Annotated in this window: 15 protein-coding genes; 3 read left to right on the plus strand and 12 right to left on the minus strand. The window is 60.0% G+C overall.

All coding sequences use genetic code 11. The features are described from left to right. Nucleotides 1-36: 36 nt before the first annotated feature. Nucleotides 37-621 carry an NnrU family protein gene (locus FHT97_RS08425; protein ID WP_183861268.1) on the minus strand — a complete coding sequence of 195 codons (585 nt, stop codon included), beginning with the start codon at nucleotides 619-621 and terminating at the stop codon, nucleotides 37-39. Nucleotides 622-648: 27 nt separating this feature from the next. Beyond that, on the minus strand, nucleotides 649-906 hold the full coding sequence (locus FHT97_RS31535; RefSeq protein WP_259129503.1) for a hypothetical protein: 258 nt from the start codon (nucleotides 904-906) through the stop codon (nucleotides 649-651). Here FHT97_RS31535 and FHT97_RS08430 point away from each other — a divergent pair. Further along, nucleotides 793-1,737 carry a polysaccharide deacetylase gene (locus tag FHT97_RS08430; RefSeq protein ID WP_259129502.1) on the plus strand — a complete coding sequence of 315 codons (945 nt, stop codon included), beginning with the start codon at nucleotides 793-795 and terminating at the stop codon, nucleotides 1,735-1,737. The two genes, FHT97_RS31535 and FHT97_RS08430, sit on opposite strands and share 114 nt — an antisense overlap. A 230-nt stretch (nucleotides 1,738-1,967) precedes the next feature. Continuing rightward, nucleotides 1,968-2,234: a DUF2277 domain-containing protein gene (locus tag FHT97_RS08435; RefSeq protein WP_114713413.1), complete on the plus strand. Its 267-nt coding sequence runs from the start codon at nucleotides 1,968-1,970 to the stop codon at nucleotides 2,232-2,234. A 132-nt stretch (nucleotides 2,235-2,366) separates the two neighbouring features. On the opposite strand, the gene sbmA is transcribed toward FHT97_RS08435, so the two are convergent. Together sbmA and FHT97_RS08445 are read right to left on the minus strand one after the other, a co-directional pair. Beyond that, on the minus strand, nucleotides 2,367-3,632 hold the full coding sequence (gene sbmA, locus FHT97_RS08440) for a peptide antibiotic transporter SbmA (RefSeq protein WP_183754076.1): 1,266 nt from the start codon (nucleotides 3,630-3,632) through the stop codon (nucleotides 2,367-2,369). A 124-nt stretch (nucleotides 3,633-3,756) separates the two neighbouring features. Further along, on the minus strand, nucleotides 3,757-4,965 hold the full coding sequence (locus tag FHT97_RS08445) for a YbfB/YjiJ family MFS transporter (RefSeq protein WP_183861272.1): 1,209 nt from the start codon (nucleotides 4,963-4,965) through the stop codon (nucleotides 3,757-3,759). Nucleotides 4,966-5,092: 127 nt separating this feature from the next. Here FHT97_RS08445 and FHT97_RS08450 point away from each other — a divergent pair, with 127 nt between their 5' ends. Next, on the plus strand, nucleotides 5,093-5,662 hold the full coding sequence (locus FHT97_RS08450; RefSeq protein WP_183861274.1) for a PadR family transcriptional regulator: 570 nt from the start codon (nucleotides 5,093-5,095) through the stop codon (nucleotides 5,660-5,662). Nucleotides 5,663-5,666: 4 nt separating this feature from the next. Here the strand turns inward: FHT97_RS08450 and map are convergent, their stop codons facing one another. The 8 genes from map to FHT97_RS08490 form a co-directional block, all read right to left on the minus strand. Beyond that, a complete protein-coding gene (map, locus tag FHT97_RS08455) occupies nucleotides 5,667-6,425 on the minus strand; it encodes a type I methionyl aminopeptidase (protein WP_183861276.1) in 759 nt (252 codons plus the stop codon). A 106-nt stretch (nucleotides 6,426-6,531) separates the two neighbouring features. Continuing rightward, nucleotides 6,532-7,593, minus strand: a complete 1,062-nt coding sequence (locus tag FHT97_RS08460; protein WP_183861278.1) for an LLM class flavin-dependent oxidoreductase — start codon at nucleotides 7,591-7,593, stop codon at nucleotides 6,532-6,534. A gap of 151 nt (nucleotides 7,594-7,744) precedes the next feature. Then, nucleotides 7,745-8,161 carry a DoxX family protein gene (locus FHT97_RS08465; RefSeq protein ID WP_183861280.1) on the minus strand — a complete coding sequence of 139 codons (417 nt, stop codon included), beginning with the start codon at nucleotides 8,159-8,161 and terminating at the stop codon, nucleotides 7,745-7,747. 29 nt (nucleotides 8,162-8,190) lie between these two features. Further along, a complete protein-coding gene (locus tag FHT97_RS08470; protein WP_037132577.1) occupies nucleotides 8,191-8,658 on the minus strand; it encodes an SRPBCC family protein in 468 nt (155 codons plus the stop codon). 101 nt (nucleotides 8,659-8,759) lie between these two features. Further along, nucleotides 8,760-10,019: an RNA polymerase sigma factor gene (locus FHT97_RS08475; RefSeq protein ID WP_183754064.1), complete on the minus strand. Its 1,260-nt coding sequence runs from the start codon at nucleotides 10,017-10,019 to the stop codon at nucleotides 8,760-8,762. Next, complete coding sequence (locus FHT97_RS08480; protein ID WP_016554785.1) at nucleotides 10,016-10,390, minus strand: YciI family protein; 375 nt, start codon at nucleotides 10,388-10,390, stop codon at nucleotides 10,016-10,018. Before FHT97_RS08480 ends, FHT97_RS08475 begins: the two co-directional genes overlap by 4 nt. A 199-nt stretch (nucleotides 10,391-10,589) precedes the next feature. Continuing rightward, nucleotides 10,590-11,519, minus strand: coding sequence for an MYG1 family protein (locus tag FHT97_RS08485; RefSeq protein ID WP_183861282.1), 930 nt, complete (start codon nucleotides 11,517-11,519; stop codon nucleotides 10,590-10,592). 247 nt (nucleotides 11,520-11,766) lie between these two features. Next, nucleotides 11,767-12,537, minus strand: a complete 771-nt coding sequence (locus FHT97_RS08490) for a glucose 1-dehydrogenase (RefSeq protein ID WP_183861284.1) — start codon at nucleotides 12,535-12,537, stop codon at nucleotides 11,767-11,769. Nucleotides 12,538-12,632: the final 95 nt, after the last annotated feature.

A 12,632-nucleotide genomic window follows, 5' to 3' on the forward strand; every position in this document is an offset into this window, starting at 1 on the left:
TTTTTCAGCAGTTGTAAGGGGGATTGAAAAGATTCGTCACATAGCGATCGGGGCCACACCGATCAACAGCTCGTGCAGCTTGAACGTGATGAGCGCCCAGACAACCACACCGATGACGACGGCATATAGATCATACTTACCCGAGACGAAGGGACGAAGGGTGAGTTCGCCAGCACGTTCGCGCCTTTTCAGCGCAATGCGCAGGATGACGCCCCATGCAAGAAAGGCCGCAAACAGCAACACTGATGAGGTCTCGCCGTTGGCCAGGAGATGCGCGAAGGCCCAGATCTTCACCGACAGGACCATCGGATGCTTCGTCTTCACCGCGATACGCCCCGCCGGCAGCAGCGAGGCGACTAGACAGATAAGGGCGATCAGCATCAGCGTAACGGCGATATGCGCCATCCAGACCGGTGGGGTGTAGAGCACGCCGGTCACCTGACGGGCCTGACCGAAGCCGTAGATCAACAGGATGAGCGATAGGATACTGAGGACTGAATAGACGCCCTTCCAACCGTTCTCGCCGAGCCTGTCGATCATGGACTGACGAAGGCCGGGGGCGATCACACGGATAAGATGAAGCCCGAGGAAAATAATGATGCCGACGATGAGCAATGCCATGACGATCTCCTGTGCGTTTTCCGAGACTTAGCTGGGCTGACAGAAAAACGCCAGCGCCACCGCAGCTTCGCCGCATTTCTGTAACAGGAAAGCCGCAAACAAATTGTCGCGGTGCCCATGTTTCGTTCGTTTTTCAAAGCCTCCCTCGCTCTTTCCTTGTTTGTCCCAAGCGTGGCGAGTGCCGGCGATCAGCCAAAGCAGCTGGTGATCATCTCGTTTGACGGTGCGCACGATAACGCGCTCTGGCAGAAGAGCCGTGAAATGGCGGCAAAGAACGGTGCGCATTTCACCTATTTCCTCTCCTGCACCTTCCTGATGAACCAGGCCGCTAAGAAAGCCTATCAGGCGCCGCATCAGAAAATGGGCAAATCCAACGTCGGCTTTGCCCAGAGCGATGACGAGATCCGCGAACGGCTGGGCAATATCTGGCATGCCCATCTCGAGGGCCACGATATTTCGAGCCATGCCTGTGGCCATTTCGACGGGCGGCAGTGGAGTGAAGTCGACTGGCGTAGGGAGTTCGCAACTTTCCACGCCACGCTGCGGAACGCCTGGAAAAGCGTTGACCTCGAAGAGCCGAAAGGCTGGCAGGATCTGGTCAATCATGGCATCCACGGCTTCCGCGCCCCTTACCTCTCGGCAACGCCGGGCGCCGACATGATCGCTGCGGAGAAGAAGGCCGGCTTCACCTACGACGCAAGCCTCGTGACCAAGGGTCCCGCCATGCCGGTCGAGGAAGCCGGCATCGTCCGCTTCGGCCTACCTCTCATTCCTGAGGGCCCCCGCGAGAAGCCGATCATCGGCATGGACTACAACCTCTTCGTCCGCCACTCCAACGGCACCGAGGACAAGGCCGACTCGAAGGCATTCGAAGACCGCTCCTACGCCGCCTTCAAGGAAGCCTTCGACAAACAATACACCGGCAACCGCATTCCGCTGCAGCTCGGTTTCCATTTCGTCGAGATGAACGGCGGCGCCTACTGGCGCGCGCTCGACCGACTTGTCAGCGATGTCTGCCACCGTCCGGACGTCTCCTGTGTCAGCTATTCCGAGGCGATCCCGATCATCGAGGCGCGCGGCAAGCTGCAGGAGCAGACGCAAACCTCGGGTCTTTAGGCGAGCGTTGCCGTTCGCTAGCCTTTGCCCAGGGTGGGCAACATCGCGCCAATTGAACGCGCTGTGTTTTCGCTGGGTCGTATCCACCAGTATCGAAGTGCGACCTGCTCCTGCTGCCCTGCGGTGCACGGTTGCTCGTCTCTGGTGCGTTTGCAATTAGCGCCGGCGCGACTACTTTTTAGCGACGCCACTCTTCTCAGTGGCAGCGAGAAGCAGACCAGGAGCAGATCATGTGCCGAAACATCAAACCCCTGTTCAATTTCGATCCGCCTGCTACAGATGAAGAGATCCATGATGCGGCGCTTCAGTTTGTGCGGAAATTGAGCGGAACGACCAAGCCATCGAAACGCAACGAGGCCGCGTTCGAGCGCGCAGTCAATTCGATCACGAAATGCGCCCAAGAACTGCTCAATTCACTGGAAACGTCCCAACCTCCTCGTGATCGCGAGGAAGTCGCCGCAAAAGCCCGGGCCAGAACAGCGATGCGGTTCGCGTAGGCCAAACCCATCGCACGCAGAAGGTCTCATTTCGACCCGTCGGGCAAGTGACTATCCGCCGCTCAAAGTCGCCGTGAAAGTCATCGCCAGAACATGGCGATGACCAAGGGTCGGCTTCTCCAGCCGGCGGCACTAGCCGTCGGCGTGGATGATGCCCGCTTCGCGCTCCAGATAGCGCTGGTCGATATCAGGCAACGGCTCGCCTTCGATCGCCGACTCGAACGTGCGCAAGCGCTTGTAGATCGACAACAGTTCGACGATCGTCGTCCACGAATTGACCAGATACTGGAAGGATCCGCGAACCTGATCAAAGACATTGTTGATCTGCGTCATCAGGCCGAGCGTCAGCTTGCCGGCGACGATCGATGGCACCAGCACGATCAGGCTGAACAGATTGTCGGCCTGCAGGTAGAAAATGCGGGCGACGTTGAAATACATGTAGTGGAAATAGAGCCGGAAATAGTTGCGGCGCACGTTGGCGAAAAGCTCAGCCACGGTCGGCGGCGTCGCGCGGTCAGCATGGTCTTCGCCGTAGACAAGCTCCTTGCGGTAGGACGCTTCCACGCGCTGATTTCGGAACTCCAGGCCAGGCAGCTTGATACCGACCAGACCAAGGAAAACCGTCCCGAAGATCGACCAGAACAGTGCGGCCCAGACCAGCGCGTGCGGCACTTCGCCGATCAGCGGCAGTTCCGTGATGTTGGTGCCAATCTTGAACAGCACCGGCAGGAAGGCAATCAGCGTCATGACCGAGCTGACCAGGCTGACGCCAAGGCTTTCCACCGTTGAGGAGAAGCGCATCGTGTCTTCCTGAACGCGCTGCGAAGCGCCTTCGATGTGCCGGAGCTTCGGCCAATGCGCCATGTAGTATTCGTTCATCGCCGTGCGCCAGCGGAAGATCCAGTGGCTGACAAAGAACAGATTGAGCACGCCAACGGTGATCGCCACGAAGGCAATGCCGGCAAAGCCAAGCATGCCGAGATAGAGCTGCGACGCGGTGACAGGTGCCGTCTTCGCGAGCGCCTGCTGGATCAGGTCATAGAACGGCCCGTACCATGCGTTGATCGCGACGCTGACCTGAACCGAAAAATACGTGTTGAAGATGATCAGCGCCGAACCCAGCACCGACCACATCTGCCAGCGATGCGGGCTGTAGGTAAACCAGAAAGCGGCAAAGAGCGCGACGGCCACCGTGTAGTAGATGTAGAACCAAAGGAACGGCGCCGACCAGAAGACCGAGACACCGATCGGAGATTCCTCGCCCGCCGCCAGCGGCGGCAAGCCAACGATGGCGCCGAGGCCGGATCCCACGAAATACCAAAAGAGAACGGCAAGAAGCGCCCAAGCAACAGCTGAGATAAAGAAGAGCCTGGGCTTGGGGAAATACGATACGAACACGGGAGAGCTTGCTTTCCTGAACTGGAGTCTTCGGAGTCTCTAAACAGACCAATTGCGGCGAAAACTACGGCAGTTCGCGAAGAGCGGCAATGGCCTCTCCCCATTGTTACGCACTTGTAACGCGCTATGACAGCTTCTTGACGACCGGTATCACCAGCATTGCGCACACCAGCAAAGCCCCCGCGGCGGCATATGTCGGCGTCGTGAAACTTCCGGTCCGCTCCGCCATCCAGCCTGCCACAATGGGGCCGACAATCTGCCCGACGCCAAATGCGGCTGTCATCGTCGCAAGGATCCTGCGCGGGCTCGCCGGGGATAACTTGCGGCCGATCTGCAGGCCATAAGCAGTGATCGCGAGGAAAGTTGCACCAAACAGCGCACCACCGATCAGCGGCGCCACCGAATGCGGCAAGAGAACGGTCGCGAGCACACCAACTGCCTCGATGAGGAGCGCAGCCACGTAGACCCACCCCAACCCGAGCGGGCGGACGAAGGGCTTCCAGGCGAAAAGCGCGACCGAAGCAGTCAGTCCGGCGATGAACCAGCAAAGAAATTCAATGATCGGTCCGGCAGCATCCATGCGGGCGATCGTAACCAGAAACGTGCCGGTGATCACATATCCGAACCCAAAGAGCCCATAAGACGCCGTCACGAGTATCATCGGCAGGCTCCAGGCGATCTTCGGCTCCTTGCCGGTCTGCGCGGCTGCCGCCGGGCCTGTCGGCAATAGCCACCAGACTGCCACCAGGCTGACCGCCGAATAGATCGCGCCGCCGATCCAGGATGCCCGCCAGGCGTCTGCGCTTCCGCTAAGCAGCAGTCCGACCAGCAACACCATCACCGACGAGAGCGCGATGCCGGCGCCCGGACCGCCGAAATGCGCCGCCTGGACATGGTCGTTTCCGGCCATTGCTCCGTGGCTGAGCACGATCTGCGAGCTGAAGACAAGAGCAAAGGCACTCGCAACACCGGCGAGGAAGCGAATGACTGCAAAACCCATGACCGATGTCGTCATCGCCATGGCTGCAAGCAGCAACGCTGTTGCCGCAAGCGCAAGAAGCGCGACCTTGCGCTCGCGTCCTGTCGCCCAGCCATAGGCGGCGAGAACCGCGCCGACGAGATAGCCGACGAAATTCGCCGAAGCGATGAAGCCGGCATCGGCAGCGGACAGCGGCACGCCGCTGATCATGCTCGGCAGGATCGGGGTGTAGGAAAAACGGCCGAAACCCATGGCGGCAGCCATGGCGATCGCCCCTGCCAGTCCGGTTCGAAAGAGGCTTTCGGGAAGGTTTTCATTGCGTGCCAACATGGCATGCTTATCGCGCTGCAGCATGGCGCCGACAATCAAGAATTTCTGATCGAACGATCAATCGTACGAAATCATCTCCGAGTTCTTGAAAGCAATTATCGTAAGATATATGTTTTACGACATAGTGAACGATACATCAAAGGAGTGACCTATGAGAGGTTTTAGAGGCGGAATGATGGGTGGCGGCGGTTTTCGCATGGGAAGGAAGTTTGCGTCAGGCGATCTGCAACTGGTGATCCTGGCGCTGCTGGTGGAACAGCCCCGCCACGGCTACGAGCTGATCAAGCTCCTGGAAGAGCGTTCGGGCGGCTTTTATGTTCCAAGCCCTGGCGTGATCTATCCTGCGTTGACCTACCTGGAAGAAACCGGCCTTGCCGACGTGGAGAGCGAAGGCACCAAGAAGCTCTACCGCATCACGGAAAGCGGCCGCAGGCTTGTCGAAGAAAACCAGTCGATGATCGACATGACGCTTGGAAAGCTCGAGAAGATCGGCGCGAAGATGGCGCATGTGCGCAAGATCTTCGACCCGGAAAGCCGCAATGGCGATCGGGACGATGACGCCTTCCCGGAAGACAAGAGCGAGGTCGCAGCAGCCCGTATGCTGCTCAAATCGGCGCTCCGGCTGCGCTATCCCTGGTCGAAGGACGAGGCCAAACGCATTGCCGGCATTCTGGAGCGCGCTGCCGGCGAAATTCTTGCCGGCGGACGTTCGGGCGAATGAAGCCTCAGGCGCCGCCCTCCGGCAGCGTCAGGATCAGTGGACCATTTCGCGTGGCGACGACCGTGTGCTCGTATTGCACGGTCGGAGCCTCCGGGTCAGCGTAGAGTGTCCAGGCGTCGTCGCCTCCCTCCGCCCATGTCGCGCCAAGCGAGAGGAACGGCTCGACCGTGAAGACAAGGCCTTCCGTAATCATCCGCTTCTCGGACGGATCCGGCCAGGTCGAGAGCTCAGCCGGCTCTTCGTGCAGCGAACGGCCGATCCCGTGGCTCGCCAGATTGGCGACGAGCGTATAGCGATTTTTCAGCGCAAAGGCGCCGACCGCCTGGCCGATCTTGGCGAGCGGTTCGCCCGGTTTCACCTGATTGAGGCCAACCCACAGCGCCCTCTTGCCGTCACGGCAGAGCTTTTCGATCTTCGACTTGTGTGGTAGCAGGCTGAACGACGCGCCGGTGTCGGAAAAGAACCCGTCCTTCTCGGCAGATACGTCGATGTTGACCAAGTCTCCCGGTCGAATAACGCGCGGACCCGGAATGCCGTGGGCGATTTCCTCGTTGACGCTGATGCAGGTTGCACCGGGAAACTGGTAGCAAAGTTCGGGCGCCGAACGCGCGCCGGCGTCCTCAAGCATCTTGCGGCCGATCTGATCAAGCTCCAGCGTCGTAATGCCCGGTTCGAGCGAAGTGCTCATCACCTGCAAGGCATTGGCGCAGATCCGGCCGATTTCCTTCAGCTTGAGGAGTTCGTCTTCGCTTTCGATGATCATGAATGACTATCCGGCCTTCTGCGGCCGGTCGACCGGCACTCGATCAGGATGAGAGCACGACGACGCTCGGATTCCAACTCATCCTTTACGGCATCATGCTCCAATTTCAGGCCGTGGCTTTCGCCTCTTCGTCGCTTTCAGTCAATGCCTTTCTGACGATCGGCGCGACTTTCGTGCCGTACAGTTCGATGCCGCGCATGATCTGATCGTGAGGCATCAGGCCGATCGCCATCTGCAGCAGAAAGCGGTCGTTCTTGAACAGCCGATGATGCGCGATGATCTTCTCGGCCACCAGTCCCGGCTCGCCCACGAAGAGCGCGCCGTTCGGCCCGCGCGACATGTCGAAGTGCGCCCGGTTCGTTGGCCCCCACCCGCGCTCGCGGCCGATCCGGTTCATGACCTCGGCCTGCGGACCATAGAACTGATCGGCGGCGGCATCCGTTGTGTCCGCGATGAAGCCGTGAACATTGATGCTGGTCTTGAGCTTCGATGCCTCCTGCCCTGCCCGTCGAGCGGCCTCGCGGTAGAGATCGAACAACGGCGCGAAACGGCGTGGCTCGCCTCCGATGATCGCCAACGCTACCGGCAAGCCCATGGCGCCGGCGCGAGCAACCGATTGCGGCGTGCCGCCGACCGCGACCCACAAAGGCAGCGGGTCCTGCAGCGGGCGAGGATAGACACCACGCCCATTGATCGGCGCACGCAGTTCGCCTGACCAAGTGACGGTTTCCTGATCGCGGAGCGCCATCAGCAAGTCGAGCTTTTCCTCGAACAGCTGATCGTAATCCTCCAGATTGTAGCCAAAGAGCGGGAACGACTCGATGAATGAACCCCGTCCCGCCATGATTTCGGCACGGCCGTTGGACAGAAGATCGAGCGTTGCGAACTGCTGGAATACGCGAACCGGATCGTCCGAGCTCAACACGGTCACGGCGCTGGTCAGCCGAATGCGCTTGGTTTTCACGGCAGCGGCAGCCAAAGCGACTGCGGGCGCCGAAGCCGCATAGTCCGGCCGGTGATGCTCGCCCAAGCCGAAGACATCGAGCCCGACCTGATCGGCGAGCTCGATTTCCTCGAGCAGATGCTTCAGTCGTTCTGCGCCTTCCTCACCCTTGCTTCGGCTCGGAGTCGGGTTCACGTCGGCAAAGGTGTAGAGGCCTAGTTCCATGGCTCGCATCCCGTTGAATCTACAGATGGAGATAAGGATGGAGCGGCCTCAGCGCAAATACAAATTCTGGAACCGATCGTTCGAGAATATCGATAAGCAGCATCGCCGCAACTTGGCATCGCGGCGAACTTCTATCCTGAAATCAATGACTTCAGAGCTTGAACGGAATCATTTTTCGAACGGCCTCGCACCTGAGATAGAGGCCACCCCAGGCAATCAGCCCGAGATAGACGCCGAACAGCAGGTGCGAGAAGATCGGGCTCCCAACACGCAGATGTGTGGCGATTGCGCCGCCGAGCAAACCGGTGAGCAGGATCGCGCCTAGCACCGACGTTCGTGGAATGGCGTAAAGCAGCGCGCATAGAAGCGTCACGATCCCGAGGCCGCGGGCAAGCATCGGATCTCCCGAATAGCCAAGCGCAGTCATCGTCTCCGTGACCGGCGCGATCGGCACCAGCTTGATCGCGCCGTCGAAAACCAGGAAGGCAACGATCAGGCCGCTCATGACTGTGCCGGTGACGGTCTGCCAGCGCGGAAGCCGGGCCGTTGAATCAACAATTGCAGACATACCTCGATCCCCCTGTTTCGATTCCGATTTCAGATTCTCGGGAGCAGCTCAGCAAGCTGATCGGCGCATTTGCCCCAGCCCTCATGGAAGCCCATCTGCTCGTGCTGCTCCTTGTCGGCCGCCGTCCAGTGTCTCGCCTTGGCGGTGTATTTCGTCCGCCCGTTGCCCAGGTCCTCCAGCAGGATGATGCCGACGAAGAACGGCTTTTCGGACGGCACCCAGGAACTGGTAAAGGCGTCGGTAAAGACGATTTTCTCGTTTTCGACGATTTCGAGATAGACGCCGCGGTTGGGGAACTCCTGGCCCTCGGGGCTGCGCATGACGATGAGGTTCGAGCCGCCCGGCCGTGCATCGATCTGCACGTCAGCAATGCTCCAGGGACGTGGCACAAACCATTCCTTCATCAGAACAGGATCGGTCCAGGCTTTGAAAATTTTCTCGCGCGGGGCATCGAATTCACGCACGAGAACCAGTTCGTGTTGAGCTTCCTCGGTCATTTCAGCATTCTCCTGTTGAACGAAACCTGTTTTCGATCAGGTTGTTACAAGGACGTGGGAGGTTTTCCAGTTCCGACAACTAGACAGGATCTTTTTGAAGATTATTTCGCGATCGGCTGAGCGGCGGAATGAACGAGGCTGTCTATCTGCTGGCGGATGTGGGCGGCCTCGGCTGCCGAGTGAGCCAGCGCGATGGCGCGATCAAATGCCTCGTGCGCCTCACGGGCGCGCCCGAGTTGCTTCAGCAGGCCGCCACGCAAACCGTGATAGTAGAAATAGCCATCGAGCTTTTCACCAAGCGTTTCGACAAGGGCCAACGCCTCCTCTGGCCCTTTGAGCTTGGAGACAGCAACGGCGCGGTTGAGCGTAATCACGGGCGACGGCTGAACACGCTCAAGCGCCCGGTAAAGCAGCTCGATTTCCTCCCAATCCGTATCTTCGGCGCGCTTGGCGCGCGAATGCAGCGCGGCAATGGCCGCTTGCAGCTGGTAAGGCCCGGGCTGGCGATGACGGATCGCCTTGTCGAGCAACGCCAGCGCTTCGTTAATGAGCTCGCGGTTCCATAGCGAACGATCCTGATCCTCGAGCAACACGATGTCGTTCTCACCGTTGAAGCGGGCCTGGCGCCGTGAGATCTGCAGCAGCATCAGCGCCAACAGACCCATCAGCTCCGGCTCGCTGGGGAAAATGCGCAGCAGAAGCCGTGCAAGCCGGATCGCCTCGTCGCTGAAGGCGCAGGCCTCGTGCTTCGGATCGGCTTGACTATAGCCCTCGTTGAAGATGAGGTAGATCATCGTGCTGACGATCGAGAGTCGCTCGGCGCGCTCTTGCGCATCCGGCGTCTCGAAGGGCACACCGGCCTTGGCAACGCGCGCCTTGGCCCGCGTGATCCGTTGCTCCATGGCGCTTTCGCCAACGAGGAAGGCACGGGCGATCTGCTGCACGGTAAGTCCGGAGACGATGCGGAGCGCCAGTGCGATCTGTTGCGTGGCCGGCAGATCCGGATGGCAGCAGATGAACAGCAGTCGCAGGATATCGTCACGATAGTTGGAATCATCAAGCCGTTCGGCGATATCGCTTTCAGCGTCACTGGTGTCCGAAATCAGTTCCTCATCCGGAAGCGCCTGCGTCTTCGAGCGTTTGCGCACCGCGTCGATACCGCTGTTGCGGCCGACGAAGATCAGCCATGCCGTCGGATCGCGCGGCGGCCCCTTGTCCGGCCAGGTGCGGATGGCGCGCAGGCAGGCCTCCTGAAAGGCCTCCTCCGCGATATCGAGGTCGCGGAAGTATCTGAGCAGCGCGCCAAGCGCCTTCGGCCGGGCCGAAGCAAGCGTCACGTCGATCCAGGCAATGTCTGTCATGTCGAAGAATCTCCCGGCCGGAACACGTAGAACGGCCGAATTTCGTAAGAGGTCGAACCCGGATTGACCGAGGAAAGCTCCTTGGAGAAGGCAACGGCCTCCTCGAGAGTGTCGAAATCAACCACGTAAAAGCCGAGGAGCGCTTCCTTCGTTTCCGCGAAGGGACCGTCGAGAACGAGCGGTTCCTCTTTGCCCTTGCGCACGGTGGTCGCCGCCGTCGTCGGCATCAGCCGACCAACCGGACCAAGCTTGCCGCGTTCGGCAAGGGGTGCCTGGACGGCGTAGAGCTTCGCCATCACGGCGTCCTCTTCCTCCTTAGTCCAGGAGAACACGGTTTCTTCATTGGCATAACAAAGGATTGCATAAAGCATCTCTTACTCCTCTTCCCGTATGACGAAGGAGTAGCGCGACATCCGACAGGACGCAGCAAAAAAATACAGCTTGGAGAAGGAGATGGCTAAACGTGCGGCGACTGAAGGAGGCCAGCGCAGCACAAGAGAAACAACCGGCCACGCGCTGCGCGGCCGTTGTGGCAGACATCTGTCAGAGCGAGCCCTTTTCAGGCCTGTCTCAGCTAGCGGCTCCGACGGCAACGGCCTCTTGCACGGCCAACTCGGCCATCGCCAATGCGGCCTCGCGAGTCCGGGCAGCCGCCACGAAGCGGCCGTTGTGACAGAAGGTTGCGCCCTCGACGCCGCAGACAGCTTCGAGGTCGTGATTGGTCAGGCCGGCCCAGGCGGACGGCAGATCCGCGCGAAGCTCGAACCCCTCGTCCCCACGACGAATCCCGGTAACGCACCAGTCCTTTTCTCGCGGGTGAACGACAAGCAGAAGATGATCGGCGCCCGCCTTGACGATCGCAGGGCGGAAAGGCATTCCCATCGGAAGCTCGAGAACGCGCCCCCGCCCCGCGCGCTCGATGGCCTCAAGGACAAGTGTCTCCGCCCGCAATTTGGCAGCGCTTTGGGCGATCCTTGCCTCGACGAAACTGCGGGCAATCGCGACGGCGTCCTGAAATCTCCGATCATCGGCATTCGGATCAGTGTCGTCGAACACCGGCTTCAAAGTTTCTAGCAAAGCCGGCAGCGTCAGCCCGGCCAACGGCCCCGACGGGCTGAGGGCGCCGTTGTCCGTCAGGTCGATCGGCAGCACGAAGGCGAGATCGAACGAGGCATGCAATGCCTCGACGTGAGCTTCGGGAATGTCCGTGGCAACAAGGTAGTCGCGACCGTAATGCTTCCAAATCAGGCCGAACGAGCTATAGGGCTGCCCATCGTCGCGCAAAGGTGCGCCACGCTGATGGTGGTCGAAGATGCCCTGCGAGGCATCATACGCGCCGCCGACGTCATAGATGATCCGATCGGGGGCCGGTTTGATCCACTCCGGGGCTCTGCTCCGGATCACACGGGCCTGCGGGAAGAGCCGGGTCAGGATGACGCTCGACAGCACTTCATCGGCATGGAAGCCACCGGAATGAGTGACGAGGAAATCTGGAGTCATGCCAGGATGCACCTTGTTGTTTGCGAAAGCCGCTTGCGGTCGGCAGCACATACCTCTTGCTGATGGCTATCTCAACCCGTCACCGGTCCGGTTCTTGCTTTGATCCGGCGAGCAGCCAGCCTCTAGGTGCCTTAGTTGCTGGGGATTGCCCCAAGGTTCAGGTTCCTGTCCTTGTCAAAGGCTACTCGCTATTGGGATGGCGACCTGCGTCGGCTGTTGGGGCATGGTCAGCGGGAGCGCCTCGATCTCAGGCGACGGACCATCCACCATCCACCAGCAGGTTCGCTCCGGTGATCAGGCTTGCCGCCGGTGATGCAAGGAAGACGACGGCGCCCACCACATCATCGGTTTCACCGATCCGGCCGAGCGGAATGTGATCGAGCGTCGCCTTGCGATTGTCGGTGTCGGACAAGAACGGTGCTGTACCATCCGTGTGTATGAACGTCGGCGACACGGTGTTTACGGTGACGTTATAGCGTGCCCATTCGGCTGCAAGGCAGCGCGTCAGGTGATTAATGGCCGCCTTGCTCATGCAATAGATAGCCTCGCCGCGCAGCGCCACGGTACCCGCCTGTGAGCTGATATTGATGATGCGCCCCCCATTGCGCTCGATCATGTGACGACCAACGGCCTGCGTCATCAGAAAGGTGCCCTTGATGTTGACGTCAAGTATCTCGTCAAGGTCTTTCTCTTCAACGAGTTCCGCGAGATTGCCCGGAGCCACGCCGACGTTGTTGACGAGGACGTCGATCCGGCCGAACGTAGCAAGTGCTGCGTCGACGGCTTCTGCGATATGGGCCTTGTTGGGAATCTCCAGTCTAACGGGGAGAACCTTTCGTCCCACACTTTCCAGTTCGGCAACAAGGGCCGCCGAGGCTGCGACATCCCGCACCCCCAAAACAATATCGGAGCCTGCTGCAGCACATGCAGCGGCACAAGCTCGACCGATGCCGCGGCTTGCTCCCGTCACCAAAGTCACCTTACCAGCAAGGCTGAAGTCCGGCGCATTCTTCTGCATGGCGATACCTCCCTCGATGAACCTCATTTATGGCAGTGTCGGCGCGCGGATTCCAGACGTTCCGCTCATGCTGGCATGGGCCAATAAGCGATCCA

The sequence above is a fragment of the Rhizobium sp. BK399 genome, from assembly GCF_014194695.1.
Taxonomy (GTDB): domain Bacteria; phylum Pseudomonadota; class Alphaproteobacteria; order Rhizobiales; family Rhizobiaceae; genus Rhizobium.